Origin of the sequence: Leptospira vanthielii serovar Holland str. Waz Holland = ATCC 700522, assembly GCF_000332455.1 — a bacterium.
GTDB lineage: Bacteria > Spirochaetota > Leptospiria > Leptospirales > Leptospiraceae > Leptospira_A > Leptospira_A vanthielii.
In genome coordinates this window covers 1-24574 of sequence record NZ_AOGY02000012.1, presented here as the reverse complement: position 1 = coordinate 24574, position 24574 = coordinate 1, and the positions used below count along the sequence as shown (strand labels likewise).

General features: G+C 38.4%; 20 protein-coding genes and 1 pseudogene. 11 read left to right on the top strand and 10 right to left on the bottom strand.

Features of this window, described 5'->3' with window-relative positions; all coding sequences use genetic code 11:
- Positions 1-46 precede the first annotated feature (46 nt).
- Both amt and LEP1GSC199_RS01880 read right to left on the bottom strand, forming a co-directional pair.
- Positions 47-2137 (bottom strand): ammonium transporter, encoded by a 2091-nt coding sequence (amt, locus tag LEP1GSC199_RS01885; protein WP_002976527.1) that lies wholly within the window; start codon positions 2135-2137, stop codon positions 47-49.
- Between the two features lie 329 nt (positions 2138-2466).
- Positions 2467-3135 carry a hypothetical protein gene (locus LEP1GSC199_RS01880; protein WP_002976514.1) on the bottom strand — a complete coding sequence of 223 codons (669 nt, stop codon included), beginning with the start codon at positions 3133-3135 and terminating at the stop codon, positions 2467-2469.
- Between the two features lie 81 nt (positions 3136-3216).
- Between LEP1GSC199_RS01880 and LEP1GSC199_RS01875 the strand changes: the two genes are divergently transcribed.
- From LEP1GSC199_RS01875 to LEP1GSC199_RS01860, 4 genes are all read left to right on the top strand, one after another.
- Positions 3217-3444 carry a DUF167 domain-containing protein gene (locus LEP1GSC199_RS01875; RefSeq protein ID WP_002976551.1) on the top strand — a complete coding sequence of 76 codons (228 nt, stop codon included), beginning with the start codon at positions 3217-3219 and terminating at the stop codon, positions 3442-3444.
- 113 nt (positions 3445-3557) lie between these two features.
- Positions 3558-4271, top strand: a complete 714-nt coding sequence (locus LEP1GSC199_RS01870; RefSeq protein ID WP_002976499.1) for an ABC transporter ATP-binding protein — start codon at positions 3558-3560, stop codon at positions 4269-4271.
- Positions 4272-4315: 44 nt separating this feature from the next.
- Positions 4316-6616 carry an ABC transporter permease gene (locus LEP1GSC199_RS01865; protein ID WP_198288752.1) on the top strand — a complete coding sequence of 767 codons (2301 nt, stop codon included), beginning with the start codon at positions 4316-4318 and terminating at the stop codon, positions 6614-6616.
- Position 6617: 1 nt separating this feature from the next.
- Positions 6618-7493, top strand: a complete 876-nt coding sequence (locus tag LEP1GSC199_RS01860; protein ID WP_002976509.1) for an efflux RND transporter periplasmic adaptor subunit — start codon at positions 6618-6620, stop codon at positions 7491-7493.
- On the opposite strand, the gene LEP1GSC199_RS01855 is transcribed toward LEP1GSC199_RS01860, so the two are convergent.
- A complete protein-coding gene (locus tag LEP1GSC199_RS01855) occupies positions 7480-9222 on the bottom strand; it encodes a PAS domain-containing sensor histidine kinase (protein WP_002976549.1) in 1743 nt (580 codons plus the stop codon). The genes LEP1GSC199_RS01860 and LEP1GSC199_RS01855 overlap by 14 nt on opposite strands.
- 260 nt (positions 9223-9482) lie before the next feature.
- The gene (locus tag LEP1GSC199_RS01850) at positions 9483-10019 is read right to left on the bottom strand and encodes a TetR/AcrR family transcriptional regulator (RefSeq protein ID WP_002976507.1); all 537 of its coding nucleotides are present in this window, start codon (positions 10017-10019) and stop codon (positions 9483-9485) included.
- Positions 10020-10081: 62 nt separating this feature from the next.
- Between LEP1GSC199_RS01850 and LEP1GSC199_RS01845 the strand changes: the two genes are divergently transcribed.
- A complete protein-coding gene (locus tag LEP1GSC199_RS01845; protein ID WP_002976542.1) occupies positions 10082-10615 on the top strand; it encodes a dihydrofolate reductase family protein in 534 nt (177 codons plus the stop codon).
- Positions 10616-10760: 145 nt separating this feature from the next.
- On the top strand, positions 10761-11549 hold the full coding sequence (locus tag LEP1GSC199_RS01840; RefSeq protein ID WP_002976534.1) for a TrmH family RNA methyltransferase: 789 nt from the start codon (positions 10761-10763) through the stop codon (positions 11547-11549).
- Positions 11550-11554: 5 nt separating this feature from the next.
- On the opposite strand, the gene LEP1GSC199_RS01835 is transcribed toward LEP1GSC199_RS01840, so the two are convergent.
- Genes LEP1GSC199_RS01835 through LEP1GSC199_RS01820 form a run of 4 tightly spaced genes read right to left on the bottom strand, consistent with a single transcriptional unit; the run spans position 11555 to position 16788 of the window.
- Positions 11555-12601, bottom strand: a complete 1047-nt coding sequence (locus LEP1GSC199_RS01835; RefSeq protein ID WP_002976537.1) for a serine/threonine protein kinase — start codon at positions 12599-12601, stop codon at positions 11555-11557.
- Positions 12602-12610: 9 nt separating this feature from the next.
- Positions 12611-13507, bottom strand: coding sequence for a diguanylate cyclase DgcR (dgcR, locus tag LEP1GSC199_RS01830; protein ID WP_002976529.1), 897 nt, complete (start codon positions 13505-13507; stop codon positions 12611-12613).
- 12 nt (positions 13508-13519) lie between these two features.
- Positions 13520-15301, bottom strand: coding sequence for a hypothetical protein (locus LEP1GSC199_RS01825; RefSeq protein ID WP_232420549.1), 1782 nt, complete (start codon positions 15299-15301; stop codon positions 13520-13522).
- Between the two features lie 8 nt (positions 15302-15309).
- Positions 15310-16788, bottom strand: coding sequence for a hypothetical protein (locus LEP1GSC199_RS01820; RefSeq protein ID WP_039925774.1), 1479 nt, complete (start codon positions 16786-16788; stop codon positions 15310-15312).
- 142 nt (positions 16789-16930) lie between these two features.
- Here LEP1GSC199_RS01820 and LEP1GSC199_RS01815 point away from each other — a divergent pair, with 142 nt between their 5' ends.
- Genes LEP1GSC199_RS01815 through mdoH form a run of 3 tightly spaced genes read left to right on the top strand, consistent with a single transcriptional unit; the run spans position 16931 to position 20956 of the window.
- Positions 16931-18505, top strand: a complete 1575-nt coding sequence (locus tag LEP1GSC199_RS01815; RefSeq protein WP_002976518.1) for an OpgD/OpgG family glucan biosynthesis protein — start codon at positions 16931-16933, stop codon at positions 18503-18505.
- Complete coding sequence (locus tag LEP1GSC199_RS01810; RefSeq protein WP_002976521.1) at positions 18489-18878, top strand: hypothetical protein; 390 nt, start codon at positions 18489-18491, stop codon at positions 18876-18878. The genes LEP1GSC199_RS01815 and LEP1GSC199_RS01810 overlap by 17 nt, the downstream gene beginning before the upstream one ends.
- A complete protein-coding gene (gene mdoH / locus LEP1GSC199_RS01805; protein ID WP_002976553.1) occupies positions 18875-20956 on the top strand; it encodes a glucans biosynthesis glucosyltransferase MdoH in 2082 nt (693 codons plus the stop codon). The genes LEP1GSC199_RS01810 and mdoH overlap by 4 nt, the downstream gene beginning before the upstream one ends.
- Here mdoH and LEP1GSC199_RS01800 read toward each other — a convergent pair.
- Positions 20895-21860 carry a YheT family hydrolase gene (locus LEP1GSC199_RS01800; protein WP_039925773.1) on the bottom strand — a complete coding sequence of 322 codons (966 nt, stop codon included), beginning with the start codon at positions 21858-21860 and terminating at the stop codon, positions 20895-20897. The genes mdoH and LEP1GSC199_RS01800 overlap by 62 nt on opposite strands.
- A gap of 113 nt (positions 21861-21973) precedes the next feature.
- On the opposite strand from LEP1GSC199_RS01800, the gene LEP1GSC199_RS01795 reads away from it, so the two are divergent.
- On the top strand, positions 21974-22420 hold the full coding sequence (locus tag LEP1GSC199_RS01795; protein ID WP_002976547.1) for a hypothetical protein: 447 nt from the start codon (positions 21974-21976) through the stop codon (positions 22418-22420).
- Between the two features lie 63 nt (positions 22421-22483).
- Here LEP1GSC199_RS01795 and LEP1GSC199_RS01790 read toward each other — a convergent pair whose 3' ends face one another.
- Entirely contained in the window at positions 22484-23065 is a 582-nt protein-coding gene (locus tag LEP1GSC199_RS01790; protein WP_002976511.1) for a helix-turn-helix domain-containing protein, read from the bottom strand.
- 290 nt (positions 23066-23355) lie between these two features.
- On the opposite strand from LEP1GSC199_RS01790, the pseudogene LEP1GSC199_RS22240 reads away from it, so the two are divergent.
- Positions 23356-24528: pseudogene (locus LEP1GSC199_RS22240) on the top strand (DDE-type integrase/transposase/recombinase).
- Positions 24529-24574 lie beyond the last annotated feature (46 nt).

Here is a 24574-nt window from a genome sequence, read left to right as displayed (position 1 = left end):
ACAAATGAACCTTATGACCATTGGCACGGCTTCCGTACCTTACCTTTTATGTTGCAAACTGGAAGTATGGCAAACTAACTTCTGGTTCGCGTATTCGTTGTTTGACGAGAAAGGTTTTGATTTTTCCTTTCCCTTTGATTTCGATTTCGCCTCTTGACTCTAATTCAAAATCAGACTGAATCAACCTGGCAGTAGATTCTGTGATTTGGATTTCATTCGGGAGACCTTGAGACTCCATTCGTGATGCAAGATTCACCGCGTCTCCCCAAATATCATAAATGAATTTTTTGGTTCCTATCACACCAGCAACCACTGGACCTGTGTTGATTCCGATGCGCATACTGAGTTTAGTTCCACTCTTTCCAAGTTTCAACCGAGAGAGCAAAGACTTCATGTCCCAGGCCATATGAGTTGCAAGTAACGAATGATACTGGTCAGGTGCCGGCAATCCAGCCACAGCCATATAGGCATCTCCAATTGTTTTGATTTTTTCTAGCCTATATTTCTCAGCTAACACATCGAAGTAAGAAAATATTTCATTTAAGATTCGAACAACAGCTTCTGGTTTCATACCAGAGGAAATTTGCGTAAACCCGACAATGTCTGCAAATAACACGGAAACTTCTGGATAACTATTGGCAATTAATCCTTGTTTTTCTTTCAATTCCTCTGCAATGGCTTTAGGAAGAACGTTTAACAATAGTTTTTCTGCTCTTTCTTGTTCATTTCGTACTTTTTCGTATGCATTGGCAATTTCAACCCTAGAATCTTCGTTTTCTTTTAATGTAGAACGAACCTTACCTAATACTAAGTTATACCTTTCTGCAATTTGTCCCACTTCCGTAAATGGTTCCACAGGTACATCAAGAGCTAAATCTCCCGTTTTATGTTGATAGTCCATAGATAAAAATAAATCAATTAGCTCTGTTGTGGCTTTGTGTTCAGATATATTTAAACCCATCCGTTCTTCTGTTTCGTCAACTCGGAGATGATAGATACGATTGATCCCTTTAAAAATGATATAGGATACACCAAAGGCAAATAAACCGACAACGGTAGAACCTAAAAGTTGAATGAGGATAAAGTCCCATCTTCCGCCAGTTGCACCCAACCCTTCAATCTCTCCAAAAATTCCAACTGCCAACGTCCCCCAAAGACCTCCGACTAAATGTACAGGGACTGCACCCACAGCATCGTCAATCTTCAATTTTTCTAGTAGTTTTTCTGCCGGGATCGTAAGTCCTCCCGCAATCATACCAATGATGGCAGCTTGTGCAGGTTCAACACAATCGGCACTGGCAGTAATAGCAACAAGTCCCGCCAAAGATCCGTTCAACGGAGAAATTGCTTCTGGATACCCCTTAACAAACCAAGTTAAAAATAGAGCAAACATCATAGAAAAACCCGAAGCAATAATAGTGTTTAAAATGACAATAGGAACTGATCCATTAAATGCCAAAGTACTTCCACCATTAAAACCCATCCAACCAAACCAAAGGATAATACCACCTAACATGGCCAATGGGAGGTTACTACCTGTGACTGATTTGGAAGGTTCTCCTTCTTTGAATCTACCAAGTCTTGGACCTACAACCAAAAGAAGTGCCAAAGAGACCCAACCCCCGACACTATGTACTTGAGTAGACCCAGCAAAGTCATGAAATCCCAATTGTTCTAACCAACCTCGAGGGGATTCAATAAAGGTTCCTCCCCAAACCCAATGGCCAACGATGGGATAAATGATACCAGAGATAAGAGCTGTTGCTAAAAGATAAGATGGAAATTTTAAACGTTCTGCGACGGCACCAGAAACAATGGTAGATGCAGTTCCACAAAACATCAATTGGAACAAAAAGAATGTAGGAGGCCAGGCATTGTCTTTAGGAAAGGCAGGTAAAAATAAGTCTGTTCCCAAAAGTCCATAAAAGGAGGAACCGAACATAATTCCAAATCCAAACAGATAGAATAAAAGTGTAGCCACTCCAAAATCTGCGATGTTTTTAATCGCTACATTGATCGAATTTTTTGCACGAGTCAAACCAGACTCTAATACCAAAAAACCACCTTGCATCATTAACACAAGTCCCGAACAAACGAGTACCCATAAAATATCTAATAGATTTTTTTGAACCGACATCCCTACCCCCAAAATCAAATTCTATCTAGGTGGAGTTACCTAAACAGATTGGATCCTAAGTGATCATTTCAGTTTATTTTAGATCAGCAAGTCGAATTCTATGCATTTTCACCTAACAATCATTTTAAAGAATAAACGACTCGCATCTAAGCCATGTGAATTGTTCATAATATAAGCAACTTGCTTGTTCTTTATTCCCTGCGCCACCGGGCGTAGCGGAAATCCTTTCGCACCAGCGAAAGATTGGAGCGTAGAACGGGATCGTTGATTCAAAAAAGTACTGATCACCAAACAGATCCGAGGCGCCCAGATGCAAAGAAAAAAGTTGGTCACTTACCTTTGGTTTTTCTTTGCATGCGAATCCATTCTTTCCAAAGAATATAACTGAGTCCTAATGAGATCAGAGCAAATGCGAAGGCACCACCTAAGGCAGAGAGAACATTGGCAGTTTCTTCCGCACAAAGATCGGAAGGAGAACCGGCATAAACGGCACTCGCTTGGATTCCATTTTTATCTGAGATGAGTTGTGATTTATTATATACAACGGTTATGATATCACCGTTTTTGGCTCCAAGTAGTCGGAGTTGTGCTTCAGAAGGTTTATTATGTTTTTTGAATGTTCTTTCTTCGTTCTCAAAGTTATGATTGGCAAGCCCCGATTCATTATAAACCAAAACTTCTGTTTTATCATTCAAAACTAAGAAAAAACTTCCAACGGATACTTGGTATAAATTCCAGTGATTCCGTTTGGTTTGGTATTCAACGTTATATACAACAAAACCAGATACTGGATCGGGTATACTACTTTGAGATATAATTCCAGATATAAAGTGGGAGCCTTTGGTATTTCGATTAGATTCATCACAAAAGAAACGACGATATTCCCAATCTTCAGTAGAATTGATCACAAGAAGAGTGGACAAGGTCGCAGTAAATACAACCATTAGAAAAAGAAAAAAATAAGTAGCGAAAGATTGGGAAAACTTAGAAGATTTCATCGATGTTATTTCCGTTTTTATTTTCTTTATGTAGTGTAGAACCAATCTGATTTTGATCAGGTAACTCAATAGTAAAAATTTATGAAATTAACTGTAAAGGTAAAACCAAATAACAAACAACCTGGGTTAGAATTTATATCAGAAACGGAATGTATTGCACGTTTAAAATCGCCACCCATTGACGGGAAAGCAAATGAAGAGCTTATCTCACTACTTTCAAAACACTACCGTGTACCAAAAAACAATATTACGATCCTCTCAGGGCTTTCTTCCAAATCTAAAATCGTATCCGTTCTTCCAAGAACTTGAGAAACATCAACCAAATCATCCAAGAATTCTTTGAATTTTCAGTTCACAGATTCCAACCAAAATAATACATTTGTAAAATTAAGAGTTCTTTCTGCACTCGTGGTATTTTTAAAATGAAGAAACCCAATACCCTTTTAGAAACAAAAAATCTTGGGAAAACCTACCAGGTAGGTGAAGTTCCGCTAGTTGCCCTTCATTCAGTAAACCTAAAATTCAATGAGGGTGAATTAACGGTAATGTTAGGTGCTTCTGGTTCCGGTAAGTCCACTCTTCTCAATATTTTAGGAGGACTAGATACTGCGACCACAGGAGAAGTATTATTCCACGAAAAAACATTGGCTTTAGAAAATGATGAGGGACTCACAAGGTATCGAAGGAACCACGTAGGCTTTGTATTTCAATTTTATAATTTAATTCCAAGTCTTACAGCAGAAGAAAACGTGCGTTTGGTGACTGATCTCTCCGACAAGTCAATGACACCGCTAGAAGCTTTGACGTTGGTAAAACTAGCGGATAGGAAAAACCATTTCCCTGCCCAACTTTCCGGCGGAGAACAACAACGAGTTGCCATTGCAAGGGCCATAGCCAAAAGGCCGGAGTTACTTCTCTGCGATGAACCTACAGGTGCACTTGATTTCAAAACGGGAAGAATTGTTTTAGAAGCCATCACAGGGATCAACAAAGACTTAGGTACGACCACAGTTGTCATTACTCACAATGAATCCATCGCACAAATCGCCGATCGCATTATCCTTGTGAAAGATGGCACCATTGTTTCCGACTCTGTGAATCATCATAAAAAGCCTGTATCCGAGGTTAGTTGGTGATTGGAAGGACTCTCAATCTAAAATTAATCCGAGACTTAAAGTCTATGACGATGCAGGGTTTGACCGTAGGACTTGTGATCGCTGCGGGGATCAGTTATTTTTCTGCATCTTGGGCAGCCTATTTTTCACTAATGGATGCGAAATTAAATTTCTATAGCAAACAAAATCTATGTGAAGGATTTGTTTACTTAAACCGTGCACCTTCGTATCTCGAATCAAAAATAGCAGCCCTCCCAGGTATATCCGATTTTGAAACAAGAATCTCTAAAGAAATTGTTTTAGACTTTCCTGGTGAAGTATATCCTTCTGCCGCCCAATTGATATCTTTACCAGAACATACGAACACTTTGTATTTAAAAAAAGGGTTTTTGCCAAAACAAAACCAGGATGTAATCATCAGTGAAAATTTCGCCAACGCCAATCAATTAGAACCTGGATCTGTTCTATCATCCATAATCGGCGGGAAACGTGTTTATCTTCATGTAACAGGCATTGGACTGTCGCCAGAATTTGTATATGTTTTCCGACCGGGAAATCCAATGCCAGATGATAAACATTACGGTATTATTTGGATGAAACGAGAGGCGATGGAAGCAAACTTCAACTTTGAAGGTGCATTTAACCAGGTTATTTTTCATTTTGCCTCGGAAGGGGAAGATAGATTACGGACAATGCGTGATCTGGATGCATTACTTGATGAGTTTGGAGGTTTAGGTGCAAAAGAAAGAAAACTATTACCTTCTGATTCATTTTTGAGTGATGAATTTAGACAACTCAGAACTACTGCTGTTTTTTTACCTGGAATTTTTTTGGCAATCGCTGCTTTCCTTTTACACATTATATCCAATCGGCTCATTTCGAAGGAACGAGAACAAATTGCAACCTTACGAGCGCTTGGTTATACTTCTAGAGATGTTGTTGTTCATTATTTAAAACTAATTACATTTATCACAGCAATAAGCAGTATCCTTGGAGTGATTGTTGGGTATTTTTTAGGCAATGCAATGACCGGTTTGTACGGGCGATTTTATAAATTTCCTCAATTGATTCCTACCTTCCCACCTTTACTCGCCTTATTTAGTGTAAGTTTTGGGATTTTAATCGGTGGGCTTGGAACCATAATTTCTTTGCGAAGTATTATTCAGTTAGATCCAGCACAAGCGATGCGCCCTGCCCCACCCGGAACTTATACAATTTCTTTTTGGGAAGCTTGGATTACAAATCTTAGAACTATACAGAGAATGGTTTTAAGAAATCTTTTCAAACGCCCCACAAGAACCATGCTCACTATCTTGGGATTGTCTACATCCATTATGATTATGATCATTGGCAACTTTATACAAGATACAGTTGGAACCTTGTTGGATTTACAATTCAATACGATCCAAAAGGAAACTCTCACATTGGTATTCAGAATTCCAGTAGAAGATTCCATATTGTTTGAACTTAAAGAGAGAAAAGGTGTTTTTTTAGCAGAAGGACAACGTTCCATCCCAATTAAAATTACCAAGAACAGAAAATCAAAAGACACCGTATTAACAGGGATATCAGAAGGTTCCGACTTAAGAAGAATTTTAAACCATAATTTGCATCCGATTGATATCCCGGTGTATGGAATCATGATGAATACTGATCTTGCAAATAAAATGGGAATTCAAAAAGGAGAGACCATTGTCATCGAAACACTTGATGGGGAAAAAAGAAAAATTCCTGTCACAGTTTCTGCATTCGCCAATGAAATTTTAGGTCAAGGTGTTTTTATCAATAGAAACAATCTCAATCGAATGTTGGATGAAGGAAGTTTGATCAATATTGCTCTCTTAAAAACTGATCCATTAGCAGATAAAAATTTAATCGAAGAGTTTAAAGACAACCCACTTGTCATTGGACTATTTTCAAAGTCGGCAATCCTTACTGCTTTTAAAGCAGTGATGCAAAGATCTCTGCAATCCACCTCTATTGTTATTTTAATATTTACAATTATCATTTCAATCGGAGTTATATATAATACGGCGATGATTACTTTATCCGAACGTATTTACGAATTAGGAAGTTTGCGCATCTTAGGATTCAGCTTAAAAGAAGTATTCGAAATTATAGCCTGGGAATTGACATGGCAGATATTCATAGCAATCCCCATTGGGTGTTTTTTCGGGAACAAAGTAGCGAATCTAATTTTAAATAGCAACGAAACGGAAGGATTTAAAATTCCTGTTGTCATATATCCTTCTACTTATTACTATTCAATACTTCTAGCACTAACCACTGCTGGGATCAGTTTTATAATCGTATATAGAAAATTAAAAACTATGGACTTATTAAGTGTACTCAAGGTGAGGGAATGATATGACAAAAGAAAATATCTTAGAATTGATGAAAACAAAAAATGCAAAAATTGTATTTGGCATAATTTTGTTTTTAGGTTTTACTTTTTTGATTTTAAAGAAGGATCCAAAACCAGTAGAAGTATCGATCGTCACCCAAGGAGTTTACAGACAAATTCTATCTGTTCAAGGAAAAACAAAAATCAAAGAACTCTATACGGCATATTCTCCTGTAAATGGTGTTATGCGCCGAGTGGAGTTACATGCCGGGGACAAGGTTTTAAAAGGTATGACTCTACTCACAGTCGATTGGGATATAGTTAAAACAGTTAAGGCGAGTGCCAATGGCCAAATTCTCAAAGTATACCGTGAAAGTGCAGGACCCGTGGCCATGGGTGAGCGAATTTTGGACTATGGAGATATTTCGAAAATTGATGTATCCGCATTTATTTTATCAGAAGATATGCCTGACCTGGATCTCAAAGACAAAGTGCTACTGACAGGATTCGGCGAGAACGTTTTGGAAGGATCTGTTTCCATTATCGAACCTTCAGCGATAACAAAAATTTCATCATTAGGTGTAGAAGAACAACGTGTACCTATCTCCATTGAGTTCGATCCACCACCTGGAATCGGGGATGGTTACGAATTAGAATGTAAAATCATTTTATTTGAAAAACCAAGTGCAACCGTAATACCTACATCTGCTTTATTTCGTGAAGATGAAAAATGGGCAGTATTTACCATTGAAAAGAAAAGAGCTAAATTGCGTTTTGTTGAAGTAGAACATCAAAGCGAAGGTGTTAGTATGATTAAAAGTGGTCTTTCCGTTGGAGAGTCCGTTATACTATATCCTGGTGATACAGTTGTGAATGGAACCAAAGTTATACCCGAATAAGTACACTCGATTTTTTAGGTAAGGTGAAATAAAATTTAGATCCCTTACCCACTTCACTTTCGACTCGAATACACCCTCCATGTTTTTCTACAAACTCTTTACATAAGATCAAACCGAGAGCAGTACCTCTTTCGCCGATAGTACCTGGCATACTAGTTTGTTTTGCATCGATACGGAATAACTTATTCTGAATTTCAGCTGTAATGCCAGTTCCAAAGTCTGCTATACAAATTTCAAAATCATCATCTATAGATTTGGCAGAAATTTGGATATCACCCCCGGGATGAGAATACTTTACAGCATTCGATATTAGATTTCTGAGGATGGTCTCTATCATTTTTTCGTCTGCATATACCATAGATTTAGAATCTACAAAATTCTTTACAAGAATTGATTTATTTTGAATCGAAAAAGAAACTGAAGCAATAGATGATTCGATGGAACGATACAACGATATATCTTCTGGAAAAAAAGCGATCTCCCCTGTTTGAGACCGCGCCCAAGTTAAAAGGTTTTCTAGTAGAACATATATTTCTCCAGATGATTGGAAGAGGATACTCAAATCATTTTTTGTACGTTTTAATGGCCTCGTGTCCAAATCCTCTAAAATCATACCCGCAAAAGTATTCATTCCACCAATTGGCCCCTTCAAATCATGGGCAATGATAGAGAAAAATCTATCCTTGGTATAGTTTAACAGTTGCAATTCGGAATAAAACTTATCTTTTTCAACTTCAGCTCTTTTCCTTTTATCAATGTTTCTTGATACACCCAGTATATTGATAGAACCATTCGGGTTCCATTGAAAAACAGTGTTCGCTTCAATCCAAATTGTTGAACCATTTTTACAATATTGTTCGACTTCATCACTAAACGGTTTTCTTTCACCGGTTTCTTTGAATTCTTGGATTCGTATTTGTAATACATCCATTATATATTTGAATGAGGTTGGAGTAAGTGTGTCTTCTAACGAATATTTGATAGCTTCTTCGGATGTGTATCCAGTGATATTTACAACCGATGGACTAACATAGAGGTATTTTTTTTCATCTAAATTTAATACCCATATAACATCTGTAGTATTTTCCGCAAGTAATCTATACTTTTGTTCACTTTCTTCTTGGCTTTTAATGAATATATCAATACACATCATCAGAAAACCAAATGTCATCATTACTGAAGTAACATAAAAAAACAGGTAAGTTATATCTTGAATTGGTCCCTTCCCGAATGCAATTTGTGAAACGGAAACGTCGGCAAAAGTATAATACAAAAAACGAAGGAATAAAAAAATACCACAAGCAAGGTAGAAAACAGCTGTGAACCAACTGGACAATCGAGCCTTTTGATTTGCACCTAAAATTGTTTTGCCTGAAAGCAATAGTTGTAAACCGGCAGCAAAAGAGATCAAAGAGATTCTATACTTAGGTGCAAAATCCGAAAAATGATGGAAAACTAATAGTATAAAAACTAGAACCACAGAAAAGATCCCAGATTTCCACATTTGCTTCCGATTGAACATAGAAAGTATTATATTATTATAATATACCAATGATAGTAAAATCAGGGAGTTCCCAGCACTGATAGACAACCAATCGGGAATAACGCCTCTTAGGGCACCCATGACAACCCAGCCAAAAGCCTGCAACAAGGTAGCAATCGACCAATCCTTTACAAACCGCAGCTTTTGGAAATAACCCCTAGCGGCAAACCAAAGACCGCCTGACATTAACAAACATCCAATTATGTTAATAAAAACGACTGTGCGGGGATCAATATTCATTTTGGTTGGGGGAAATCCGAGATTCCAAATAAATAGTTTTTTCCTATGTAATTTTATCAACTACAAATGAAAAATAATTAACGAAATTTGCTAAAATAAGAAAGAAGTGATCTCAAAACCAGAATTAGGCGGTATTGATATCTACGCTTACGTTGATTCCCAAACGTCTTTAAATATCCCGGCACCGTTACATTGAAACCAAACAGTTAGAGTTTTGGGAATTGGTTTAGAAGATATACCAAAGTTGTTTCAAATTCCTTCCGATTTGATCTCACTGTTACTTCCTTTATTTTCCCTTTGGAAAACGAGGTGGAAGTTAGTGCATTGCCATGAATAAAGTCGATCAAAATGTTTAAAATTTTCTCCGTTTCCGACTCGGGATAGAGTTTCTTGAGTAACTGTTGCAACTTTTGATTAAATGCTACAACAGAAGGGAAACCTTCATAAGAATTTTTGATTAGGTATAAGGACATTCCAGGATATTCAATAAATAGATTCCAATAATTTATTAGGACTTTTTTAATACTGGCATAAGAATTTTTGTCAACGAATGTAGTCTCTTCTTGGAACCGATTAAATATTTGCTCCACCATTGCCTTCGTAAGTCCTTCCTTATTATCAAAATAATGGTAGATTGCCATTGGATCCAATCCCAATTTTGTAGCTAATTTTCGCATACTAAAGGATTCATATCCTTCTTTTTCACAAATTTTTAGAGCAGCCTGAATAATTTTTTGTTTCATTTTAATTTGATTAATTCTACGGTGTAGAATTATAATCTCTACGCCGTAGAATTATTTTTTTTATGATATTCTATAAAGCATTTATTGCAAGCAGTTTAGACGGATTTATAGCAAGATCTGACGGTTCACTCGACTGGCTAACATCGAATGAATATACATTGGAAAACAATGATTTAGGATATTCTTCTTTTATGCAGGGTATCGATTGTATTGTTATGGGTAGAGTTACTTTTGAGACAGTATTGCACTTTGAACCATACCCATTTGCAACTGTTCCGGTTTATGTATTAACTCGCAATCCTGATTACAAATTCGAATCCCACCACCCCGTTTCTATATTCAATGGAAAACTCGGAGATTTAACCTCAATTTTAGAGAACAAACAAATCAAAGCCGCTTATGTGGATGGAGGACAATTGATTCAATCCTTTATCGCAGAAGAGATGTTAGATGAAATCACAATCACAAGAATCCCTGTTTTATTGGGTTCTGGATTGCCCCTGTTTGGACATTTAGATCGAGAGCAGAAACTAAAACACTCCCAAACTCTGATTTACCCAAATGGATTTGTGCAATCGAAGTATCATCTTAAGTAACATGAACTTTCTGAAAGAATATTGCCGAAAATGTAATCTTTAGTTGAAGGAAAGAGGGAAATGTGTTAGAGGTTTTAGGACAAACCCACAAGCCCGCCTCCACCACCCATTCAGGGCGGGGGCTTTCCAGGCGTAATGAGACATAATGCAGATCATACACTCCCCACAGGACCCGAGGCTTTCTGCCTACCAACTCCTCAAAGCAAAGGAGGATCCTTCTGACAAGTTTATTGCCGACCATGAAAAAACAGCCATCCGCCTCCTAAATTCAACGCTCAAAGTAGAATCCGTGTTCTGTACACCGAAATATTGGGAAAAACATAAAGACCTCATCCAATCCAAATTATCTGACACTAACCAGTGTTTTGTTGCTGAAAAGTCAGTATTTGAAGAAACCATTGGATTTTCTGTCCACCAAGGATTTATGGCGGTAGGTTATCAAAAATGGGATTCCTTATCAGAAATTGAATCTCCCATACTATTAGTAAACTCCATCGTTGATAGCGAAAACATTGGATCCATTTTACGTACGGCAGCAGCATTTGGAATCCATACTGTTCTTTTTGATTCGAAATCAGCATCACCCTATCTCCGAAGAAGTGTAAGAGTTTCCATGGGTTCGCTATTTCAAATCCGACTGATTCGCATTCCCAACCTAATAGAAACTTTAATCTCTTTGAAAGCATCAGGAAATATACTTTTATCTCTTAGTCTGCCGAGGGATGGAATGGATTTGCCATCTAAAACGAAGTCTGTTTATGAAGTAGGCAAACAAAACAAATTTGTATTGGTAGTTGGTAATGAAGCGGCAGGGATAGAGTCGGACGTTCTCAACTTGTCGGACCAATTAGTTTATATACCTATGAAAAACCAAATCGATTCTTTAAATGTATCACATGCACTCGCAGTTGCTTTATCGCATTTGCTTGGTTAGATCTATTACTTTTCCCAATCCCAAAAAAAATCTTTATTTGTCATTTCAGGCTCTGTATCTGCCGGGTTGATGGTTCCGTCAACAGACTGCTCTTCCAAATCTTTTTTAGCAGATTCCAAATCAAGTGTTTCTTTCAACCAATACTCTTCTGTGCCGAAATGAGGAAACAATGATGGAAAAGAAGGATCTTCCCATCGTTTTGCAATCCATGCAGCATAGTGTATGTATCTGACAATACGAAGAGGTTCTACCAATTGCAGCCAGTTTTCATCAAACTCAGCAAACATTGTATAACCTTGAAGAAACTGAAATAAATCATTTTTTCGATCTGACTCACCTAACGGAAGCAACATCCAGAAATCTTGAACAATAGGGCCTGTTAAAAAATCGTCAAAGTCTAAAATACTGTAACCGTCTGGTGAAACGAGTAAATTCCCCTTGTGGCAATCACCATGGATTCGCTGGAATGGAATTTGGTATTCTTTCACTAATGACTCAAAAATTTCAAAAGATCTTAAAGCCGTTGCCTTATACCTCTCCGCCAAAGCATTGTTTGGTATCAGTTTTTTTTCTAATATAAAGTTTAATGATTCCAAGCCGTATGAAGGAATATCCAAAATAGGGCGATGGATTGAACTCGATCGTTTACCTACTGCATGAATCCTCCCGAGGAGTGCACCTACTCTTTCTAAATCTCCACCGGCAATTTCTTCTACAATCCGACCGTTCCGAAGTGGCCAAATAGCAAAATAAATTCCAGACCACTCAAATAAAGTTTTTCCTTCAATGGCAATCGGAGTTAGAACTGGGATTTCTTCCAAAGCTAACTCTGACAAAAATGTATGTTCTTCTAAAATTTCATTATAGGTCCACTTGCCTGGACGATAGAACTTAACAACGATCCGTCCTGAGTTTGAGGTTTCTATATCGTATACACGATTTTCAACACTATTTAAAGGATAGAACCGTCCCGTAGGTTCATAACCCAATGATTCTAAAGCATTTAGTATTGTATCAGGTGTTAGCTGGTAGAACGAATGATTGATATCCAATTTGATAATTTAACTTACGATCCGATTTCGACCAGAAGACTTTGCTTCATATAATAGTTTATCGGCAGTCCTAAGTAGTTCCACAGGATTTTCTATGGGAGTGATGTCTCCACCAGTAACCCCTCCACTAAAAGAAACTTGGAATTTTTGTCCAGACTCCGAAAGCAATTCTAGACCGGAGACCATCTCTCGAATTTTATCCAATACCCTTGCAGCGTCGGCAACAGCTGTTTCCGGGAAAACAATCACAAATTCTTCACCGCCAAATCTCGAAATGATATCTGACTTTCGAAGAGATGACTTTAGCTCAAAAGCAATTCGTTTTAGTACTATATCACCGGTCTCATGTCCATAGGTATCATTGACTTTTTTAAAGAAATCAATATCGATCATGGCCAAAGAAATATTATGTTTGTGCCGTTTACATCTTTGAAATTCTTGATCAATCCTCTCTTCCATATAGCGACGGTTATATAATCCTGTCATTACATCACGAATCGAAGTTTCACGTAACTGATCATGTAAAGATTTCATTCGCAAAGCACTAAAAATTCTAGCTAAGAGCTCAATCTCTTTGGCTGGTTTTGTGATATAATCAGTAGCACCAGCTTCAATTGCTAGTTTAAGGTTCTCGGGTTCCGTATGACCTGTAACCATAATGATAGGAAGCCAACCCACGGGAGAGGAAGAGAATATTTCTGAGATGAGTTCAATCCCCGATCCGTCAGGTAATTCCCAATCGAGGAGGACCACATCAATTTGGTCTTTGATTATGATCGCTCTTGCATCAGAAAGAGACACCGCTTCAATAGGAACGTATCCATGATTCGAAATCCATCGATTGAGAAGTTTTCTTTGTAATTCAGAATCTTCAATGATGAGAATTTTTTTACCTTCTTTCTCCATTCATCAAGGATTTCATTTTTTCTTTTTTTTACCTAGTATTTTTTCAACTTCGCCCTCTTCTAAAGGAACTTTTACTACTGTTCCTCCTTCTTTGCGAATCTGGTCCATATCAACTACAGCTCCCGTTAAGAGACGAGATGCCCTTTTCGAACCATCTTTTACACCATAAACGACCCACTTACCCCCTTCAAGGGATAACACTAAGTATGTACAATCAGCGACGGCGAGTACCGAATGTGCTGATATATGGGATACAAATTCATAACTCAGTACAATCCCTGATCCAATCATCACACCAGAAGGAACCCCAACTGCTTTTGTTAATTGATACACACCATAGGTAGTTCCCGTTCCGAAAGAGGCAGCAGTTCCCACGACACCCACAGTTCCCGCAGCAACTTTTGTAGAAGTGTATGTGACTGTTTGTGCCGTTGCGGAAGCTCCTGCAAATGTTGCGCCAGTCACAGTTCCTGATACAGCAAGGCCTCCACCGAGAACTGTTTGTCCAGAAGTAACACCCACAAGGCTCATCGGAGCCAAAATATATTTACCGGAAGATTCAGTGACAACAGCAGCAGTTTTTACGGAATACGCAGATGTTTTTCTAGCAACGGCAGAAGTTACCTTTGCCCCTTTTTCCATAGACTGGACAGATTCATTCAATACTACTTCCGTGCTATTCAATAATGCACCTAGCGCAAGTTCAACGCTCGGAGCAGTAATGTATACAACTCCTTTTCCTGCTAATGCAAAAGTCTCTACTAAACAATAAAGACCTGTACCCGCAGAATTAGTGACAACAGCAGCAGGATAAATGATTCCATTCCAAGTAATATACCCAACAGAAAGTAATGTCATTTTCCCAATAGGTTTGATGATACTATCATAAAACAATGCCTTGGTGGTTCTTGAAAATGCTTTGAGTAGAGCTAAGGGAACCCCCTCCCCGTCCGCAATGGATTCCAAATCCGCTTTGGCCCGACCCAACTCTTGCGAAGTATCTTGTCCAAAAGTAAAGATGGTTTCTTTCCAACTTCCAAATATTTTCTCTGAAACAGAAGAACGGAGATCTTCAATCTCCGAAAATCTTCGTTTCCAACTCCCAGATTTTAAATCATCATAAGTATCATTATAAGTGGACTTAAGTACCTCGTCTAAATCTACATATCCGTAAACAGTTGACTCATAAACCTTTTGAAATTCTTCCTTATACTGATTAAATCTTTTTTTTGCCGATGGGGAATTGTCCACCGCTTCTTTATGGTTCAGTTGCATATCCGCCCATTCATTCCAATCTTTTCGAATGGCTTCTGAGTTTGCGACAACCGCTTTATGAGTATCCATCCCTCGTTCCAAGGAAGATCCAACCATCCCATAGGATTCTGCAACCGAAACATACATAATGAATAACCCTGGTTTGGTGGCATTTTCATTAAGGTATTGAACAGCAGCATCGCCCTTTTCGTTTACTTTTCCGGCAGCAGACCAACTCATTTTGGTTCCATCTTTAACAATGACAACTGACTCCCTTGCCTTTAAAACAGAACGGGAAAATTCATCACCAGCAAATCCGATCCTTTCCCCCATCACAAATACAGTAGACTCATGAAAGGGTGGGATGAATTTGATGCTTGTCCCTTTTACGGGAAGTGCTCCTTGGTAATAAAGCGATGAGTGACCTTCGATTGCTAATTTTTTGGTATTCTTTAACGGATCTTCTGTCTTCTTATCAGAGCCCGAGCAGTTTTGAAAAAAAAGAGAAAGAAATATAGAAACGAAAATTATTTGATACATGTTTGATTTCATTTTTTTTCAGAGGCCTTTGCATTCGCACGTTTAGATTGTTCTGCTATTTCCGCATCCAATACTTTCTTTATTATTTTTGGATCGTCTGTAAGGATCTTTACTTTTCCTGCTTTTTTTGCGGCTTCTAAATTGATGACTGTTCCCGTTGGTGCATCGTCAAACCCTGCATAATTACCTTTTACAACGGCAATCACTACACGGGGGCCATCATAGGTTATGAATATTGGTCCATCCACTGCCGCTAACACTAATTGAGAAGGAAGTACTGTGAGGGCAGTATATCCTAAAATCATACCAGAACTCATCGCATAGAACCCAGCCTCTGCGCTTCCTTTCGACAAATCATATACCATCCCCGTAGCGTATGCACCAGTATCGTAGGTCGTTCCACCAACGGCTCCAATAGTCCCACCAGCAGTTGTCGCAGCAACAGATGTTACCTGATTAAAGGCAGCAAGTGTTGTTCCCCCTGTGTAGGTTGGGATCGTAGATGATGCAGAAAGTATTCCAATGGAGCTAAAAAGACCCGCTTCCAAAGTTGGCGAAATGACCCGATAACCAGACTTAGTTGAATAATAAAAAACAACACCCGTCGAAATCAATGCATTCGCTGAAAAGTTCATTGTTTGCGAAAGGGGAACATAAACTCCATTGACCACCAATATCTCACCCGTGTTTTTACCTGTTTTGACAATGGGAGAGATCATCACTTCTTTGAGTGCAACGGAATAACCGTGGAATATATCAACAAGTGCAAGAAGCGAATTCCCGCGATCTCCCGATTCTTCGTAGTTTTTTGTAAACTCATCGGAAGCTTTCGAAAAGGAATCACTCCATGCAGAAACTATGTTTTTCGAACTTGTGTTTAATGTTGTAACAAATAAATCATTCAGCGAATCAGTTGTTTTACTACGTTCGCCACCGATTTCGTCCAAAGTTGAACGCATAAGTTTTACATCTGACTCCATTTTCGGAACCATATAAATGTAACCTAACACAAACCTCGACCCTGCTTCTTCAAAACTTTCTTTCGAAACCTTCCACTCGGCTTTGCTCAACTGCCAGCCAGCATCATAGATATCTTCTGTTCTTCTCGAAGAATTCGCAATCCCACTTCCAGTCCAGGAAAGAACCGAAGTCATAGTTTCGCCTAATTTACCAGGATAATCAACACTACGTTTTTTTAAATGCACAAGTACCATTGCTTTGGCAACTCGTGCGCTAATTCCGCCATTTTCATAGGCCAAATCCATACTTTTTTTTCCTGAGGGAATGATTGCCCACCCATTCTCCAAAAGGTTCTTTCTCGATCCAAGGGAATTGGCTGTTAGAGGAGCAATTTTTTTGAATGATTGCGGCTTGTTCGAAGTAAATACAGATTCACCAAGGATCTTATCTGTTTTTTTTGAACCAGAACATTGTAGAAATAAGGCGACGGCTAACAGGGAAAAGGATTTTGTTGAAACAAGTTTCATAAGATGAGGGAAGGCTATAGAAACGTTTGAAATATGCAATATAAAAATTGAACCATCTTGCTTAATCCATGTTTAGTGAGGCAAAAACGCCACATTAGATTATTTACGTGACCCTATAGATTCAATAATAATCATTACACCTATGAAGAAACTGAACATATATCTTGCACTCATTGCCTTGGTATTGTGTGTCATCATCATCATCCGAAAAAACGATCTGACCCTAAACAAAATAGCCACTTTGATGGCCATATCAACTCCCACCGAAGTTTTCGACTTTCACAGTGCCGATTTGATTGCAAAACAAAAATTAAAGTCTAAATTTTCTCCGACTCCGGAATTTAAAATTCCTGGGTTAGATGGAATCAGTTATGACGATTATAGACAGATAGAATACAAACCAGATGTAGCAATATGGAAAAATTTGGCCCTTCCCTACCAACTTCACTTCTTTCATCCAGGCCATATCTATAGCAACGGAATTCAGATTTACGAAGTAATTAATGAAAAACCTGTTGAAATTCCTTACGATGCCTCTCGTTTTAATTTTGGCGACTTACCACTCACAGACTCTTTCACAGAACTAACCAAAAAACTTCACTATACTGGCTTCCGCGTTCATTACCCGATCAATCAAAAAGAGGCTCTAGAAGAATTTTTGGTCTTTCAAGGATCCTCTTATTTCAGGGTTATTTCCAAAGATCAGGTCTATGGATTATCAGCAAGAGGACTTGCTATCAACACAGGCCCCAAAGACAAAGAAGAATTTCCTATCTTTGAAAGTTTCTACATCAAACGACCTCAAAAAACCGACACCACCATTACCATTTATGCCATCATGAATAGCGAATCTGTGGTTGGTTCCTATGAATTCATTGTAAAACCTGGCGAGGTCACAACGATTGATGTACAAGCAAAAATCTATCTACGCAAAAAAATCAAACGCCTGGGTTTTGCTCCCGTCACTTCCATGTATTTATATGGAGAATCCGACAATCCCATTTTAGGAAACATCCATCCCGAAGTTCATGACTCCGATGGCCTACTCACTCAAAACAAATCTGGGGATTGGGAGTGGAGGCCACTCATCAATCCCAAAAAGACCCAACTAACAAGAATTTCATTAGATTCGCCATTAGGATATGGACTTATCCAAAGAGATCGTAAGTTCAAAAGTTACCAAGATGAAAAACTCAAATACCACTTAAGGCCAAGTGTTTGGGTAGAACCAAAAGGTGATTGGGGCAAAGGGAATTTGTATTTACTCGAATTCACAACAAATTTAGACTCTGATGACAATATTACTACTTTTTGGGAACCAGCCATTCCACCTAATTTAAATGAAGGTTATGAATTCCGATACACACTCCATTATACAGAAAAGTCTCCCAAACACCATACACTTGGGAAAGCATCTGCGTTTTACAGAGGAGTAGATCCACTCTTTCCAAAGGAAAAAGTATTCACATTATACTTTACTGGTGATTATCTAAAATCGTTGGATCGGAAAACTATACTCAAAGCAATCATCAAAAACAGTACAATCCCTCCCGAACAAATTCGCTATAAAATTGAAAAAATATCAGAGTTAGACCAGTGGCGTTTACAAATCTGGTATCCCTCATCTATAAACGAATCAGATTGGTCTATTTTCCTTGAAAATCAAAATCAAAGAATTACTGAAACATGGATCTACCGAGATGGCCTATCCAAATAACATGGAATACCTAAACGAGTTTAGCGAGAGGATCCGTTCCTATTTAATTTTAAGTGGGATCCATAACGAATATAAAATCGCAGAAATTTTAAATGATTTTTTTAAATCCACACATCTGGATCTAAATTTCCCATCTGATTGGAAACTTTGGCAGAGTTATTTACAAAACAAAAAAATAGAACCAGCTCAGCTGTTACCAATTGCCGATAGGTCTTGGCAATTCGGATCCATGATTCCACAGTCTGCTGAATGGAAACGAGACACAAAAAGAAAAAAACAATCCATTATTGGATCTTTAAAACCACTATTTATCATTGCCTCTATCTTCCTTTGGAGCCTTCTCTATTACTTAATTATTTTTAGGTTGTTATGATCAATATCCAACGCAGTATATTCTTTCTAACTTTTATCACACCCGTCATCTGGGGTTTTAGTTTGTTTATTGAAATCATTTCTTTTCGTGGGATTGAAATCACTGAATACTACCAATTCATAACATTGATTTTTCTTTTGCCAATGTTGTCCTATGGGGCAAACACTGCCCTTTTTGGATTTTTACTATCTTTCAAAAAAAACGGCGATCCACTTCTTAAGGCAAAACAGATTCCAGAAAGTAACTTAGATTTTCCGTTACTCGAATCCCTCCATGTCGCTGTTGTAATGCCAGTGTATGAAGAAAACGAAATTTCAATATTTTCTAGAATCAAAGTTATTTACGAGTCAGTAGAAAAAATTCACAAACTGCCAAAACTAGATTTTTTCATTCTAAGTGACACAAGAACACCAGAAAAATGGATCAAAGAAGAAGCCGCCTACATAGAATTATGTGAATCGACAAAAAACTTCCATACCTTCCACTACCGCCGGCGAAAAAGTAACCTCAACGGAAAGAGTGGGAATATCGCAGATTTTTGCAGAAGGTGGGGGAAAAAATATAAATACATGATCATTCTCGATGCCGATAGCCTTGTCTCTGGAGAACTGATCATCCAACTCATTGCAAATATGGAGAAAAATACGTCGGCTGGCATCATCCAATCCAGCACCAAAATTTTTCGCACCACTACCTTATTCCAGAAATTAACAGAATTTTCTTCGTATCTATTCAGCCCTTTTTTCTTAAAAGGAGCCGGGTTTTGGCAAATCAATTCTTCAGGATATTGGGGACACAATGCCATCTTACGAGTGAAACCCTTTATGGAACATTGTGCACTACCACACCTTCCCGAATACGGAGGCCTTGGCGGTAAAATTTTAAGCCATGACACCGTTGAAGCAGCATTGATGCGAAAAGCAGGGTTTGATGTTTTATGTGCTTATGAGTTAGAGGGAAGTTACGAAGAAAACCCACCTAACATCATCGATGTCCTCAAACGAGACCAACGTTGGTGCCAAGGAAATTTACAACATTTCTGGTTTTTATTCGGTAAAAAAATCCCTTTTATCAACCGAATCCATATTCTCAATGGCATTTTATCCTATCTCAATTCACCTATCTGGATGTGTTACATCATTTTAAGTTTGTGGAACTACTTAGAAGATAACAAATATTTGAATTATTCCATGTTGCCTGAAGAATATGAATTCTTCAAATCGCAGATTTATGATCCACTCTATATAAAACTTCTATATTTATCTTTATTGTTGTTATTTCTTCCCAGAGTACTTAGTTTTGTAAGCCTTCCTATATTACAAATTCTAAAAAAATTCCCTGCCTTTCTTCTGGAAACCGCATTTTCGATCCTAATCGCTCCCATCTACATGATCTACCATAGTATCTTTGTTTTTTCCATACTACTAAACAAACGAATTACTTGGGGTCCACAAAATCGCGATGCCAACTCAGGATACAATATCTCCTACATACTCTCTTCCTTTTTTGGAGTGACCATTCTCGGGTTCGCCTGTGCCTACATAAGTTACACTCACTCCCCAATGTTATTTGTTCTGACAATGCCAATTTGGATCGGTTGGATTTTTTCAATCCCTTTGGTGATCCTAACGGGTAAAGAGCAAAAGCCATTAAACAAAATACTAAGCCCTTCTTTTTGGAAACCAAATACAACCCTAATCGGTCGCTTAGAAGAGGAGTTAACATCACACAAAAATAATTATCTCGAAGGTCGCGAATTATTTTTTGCCTTAGTGCACCCAATATTTCACAATAAGCACAAACAACTCCAAGGAAACAAACTATACCAATCCAAACTTCCTAAATCCATAGAAGAAGATCTTAATATTTTATTAAAACAAGGGCCCGAACATTTAGAAAAAAAATCTCTTCTGAAAATCTTATCAAACAGAGAGTCACTCGATTCCTTCTATTGGAAATTTTGGACTTCCAAAAAGACAGATTGGGCAAAGTATTGGACAACCATTTGGGAAGAAATCAACCCATCTTTTTTTCCATCAATTTCCAATAATAAGAAGAACGATTCAAATCCTCAATAAACCCGCAGTGTCCACCTTTTGACTCAATCACAACTTCTAAATACGAAGAAGGTGGGATCTCTGCAAATTCCTTCCAAGGAATGACTGGATCATCCATGGAAGTTAGAATGGTTGTTGGAATTCGAACAGACTTAAAAAATAAATCGTTCAAAGTATAAGAATCAAAATATTCATCCACCGATGCAAAATGAGAGAACTCTCTCACCATTTTTTCCGTTAAATGCATCACCGATTGGTAATCATCCAAATCATGAAAGGAATATAAATGAGGAAATAAATGTGCTTTTTTCACGAGAGATGTTTTCCATGAATTCAAAAAATACTTCCGCAAAAAAGGGTGTTCATCCATTTTTATAGTGGCTCTTTTCGGATCCAAAGCCGGGCTAAATGCAAAACAATGTTTCAATCCAGGGATTTGGTCTGCCACTTTTGATAGGGAATGGCGAGCTGCCATCCGCAAAACAAAGTTCCCACCCAACGAAAATCCCGCCAAATAGACTGGACCCTTAGAACCAAAAGTTTTTACGAGTTCTCTCACGGCTTCATAAGTCTCAGGAAGTAAACTACCGTTAAAGATTCCTTCGTTAAGATGATGAGTATCTCCATGGTCTCGCAAATTCAGCCTATAAACAGAAAATCCTTTTTTCAAAAAAAATCTTGTGGTTCGAACAATATAACTGGAATGAATGCTTCCTTCCCATCCATGCACCAATACAACGAGTCCTTTCGGTTGAGGTACTTCATGAACACGTGCAAGCAGTGTTGTGCCGTCTTTTGCCTTTACCGACTTCCACTCACCAACAACGGAATGTCCGTATCGTTTGTCTGATTTAGATTTAAACGAAGCCATAAATGACTGAACCATGGCACCAGAAAGAATGGGTAAAGGTTTAAAGAGGCTCATAAGCTATCCCCAACGTTGACTGAATTGGGATAATTTTCAATAAATTATCCTGGACGATTCGAATCAATTACAACATCAATTGACAAAGCAAAAAAAGAACTTAGGATTCAATTATGAAATATCTAATTCCCTTCCTTCTCTTACTTCTTATCACCTGCCAAAGTTATATGCCATGGAAGTCCGAATGGAAAACAAAGGATGGCACCGAAGTTTTTTATGCTGCCGTTTCCGCAAAAGCAAGTGTACAAGCCATTGAATCCGGCAGTTTAGCAATGCGAAGGAGCACTTGCGTCAATGCAACAAATCTCCTCTCCACTTCCCCAAAACTGACCTCCATCCTCCTCGAACAAGAATCCATCCAACTAGATGAAGTAGAGACCAAGGACTTAGGTCGGCTTATTTCTGCTCACAAAATCAAACCAAAACAAGACTCCTGCCAGCCTGAAGATATTGGCTATTTTTTCACAAGCCCCGCTTGGGAAACCTGCCAATGCCTCTATATTATCGAATACCCAGGTGGTAGAAACCAATTCCAACAAGACCTAACCCATGTTAAATGAATCTACAAAGAATCCAAGGACTCTTTTCTCGTTACAAAGGATCTATAAATCCCAAACGTTACTCTACCTTGGATTCGCCTTAAAACGTTCCCAATAGGAAAGTTGTGAACCGGTCAAAACCTCAGGACCTCGGATTTGCGAAAGAGCAAAACTTGTCGAAAAAGAGAGCCGTCTTTCGCTCCAAGCCAAAAACTCTTTCCAATCTGCATCCTTATCTTTTTCCAATATATTCTTTTGTATATTTGTATGTAATTCGTATTTAAGAGAAGGCTTCGGATTCGCACAAGACTCAGACTTGGATGTGATTCCAATTCGGCGTGTCACTGGCACGCCAGAAGAAAAATCCTTTTTAGGACTGGAATCCGAACCAGACTCAACTGCCGGTACCACCGGTTTTAGATAACGTTTCCTTCCATCAAATCCAGTTTGTTTCAAAAGCCCTTTCTTTTTTAATTGTGAAACCAAACGCGATACTGTATCTCGTTTTAATCGTAATACAGCAGCCAAATATTCATTCGAAGCAAAACATCCTCCCTTGGTATGCAAAGAAACTATCTCTGCATACAACTTAGTCTGATTTGGCGTAAGACCCAAATCTTCCATCCACTGGGCGACCCAAACACCCGTTCTTTTTGATTCATTCATAACGACCCCTTGTGCCCAACACAAGCCTTCGGCTTTCAAAAAAAGTTTTCTTTCTTTGAATTCGCAACAACAGAAAGATAAACCTTCGGTGCTGCGACTAAAAACTGGGAAGTTCCTACGAACGTCCTATTTGGAATTCATTTGAATTCCAGGTGATGTATATAAGCGGTAAAACTTGTGGAAGACCGCTTTCGAGTATGGAGACACCTCCGGTATGAGGAGGTCAGATAGGTAACAAAAGAGACAACTCACATGGGTAACACCTACATTGTGTATCGGAGGACAATCCGATGCCTTGGAAGGAAACCAAAGTGATAGAAGAAAGAATCAAGTTCATAGCAGCTGTTAAAAGTGGTCAGTGGTGTTTTGCCGATCTTTGCCGAGACTTTAATATATCGAGAAAGACTGGCTATAAATATCTAAAGAATTATGAGTCGGAAGGTATCGACGGACTCAAAGATAAATCTAGAAAAAGAATCACTCAGTCCAATGAAACTCCTGAGAAAATCGTTCACCTAATTGTATCTTTACGTGAAGACCATCCATCTTGGGGTCCCAAAAAACTCCGTCCCATACTCAAAGCAAAGTTTCATCGCATGAAACAGATTCCAAGTGAAACTACAATTGGAAACATTCTTCGCAAAAAAGGCCTAGTCAACCTAAGAAAAAAAGACCAAGAGTTCCACAGTCTCTATTTCCTTTTTCCAATGTAGTCGCTCCCAATGATGTATGGTGTGTTGATTTTAAAGGCCATTTTACAGTAGGAAATGGCAATCGCTGCGATCCACTAACAATTACAGATGCATATAGTCGCTACCTTCTAGCATGTGAAATCCTGAATAAAACGAATGCAGAGCAAACAAAAGCGGTATTTGAAAGGGTTTTTAAAGAATATGGACTACCACAGGCAACAAATCAGATAATGGATACCTTTTGCAAGTAAGGCCATTGGCGGCTTAACTAGTCTTTCTATATGGTGGTTGAAATAGGGATCCGACCGGAACGCATTGAACCAGGGAAACCATCTCAGAACGGTCGTCATGAGAGAATGCACAGAACACTCAAAGAAGAAACTGCATTACCCCAAGATCTAGTTTGGATGCACAACAGACCGCCTTTGATTCATTCCGTGAAGAATTTAATAAGGTAAGACGCCACGTATTTGGGTTTTCTGACACCTGCAAAAGTTTATAAATCTTCGAAAAGGACATTCCCAAAAAAGATTCTAGAGGTAGCTTATCCCACACATATTGTTACCGATAAAGTCCATGAAAGTGGTTTTTGCGCAGTACGGGCCCCATCGAGTGTTCTTTGGGAATCCTTTCATTGGAGAGGTAGTTGGCTTTGAAGAGATATCTGATCGGCATTGTCGTCTTTACTTTGCGGATGCAATTCTTGGAATTTTGGATTTGTATACGAGTAAAGTGTTGAAATACCAGAGGCTATTGTATAGAATTGACTAGTAAAAGTGTAACCCATGTGAGTGATCTAAAGTGTTACCGATGTGCC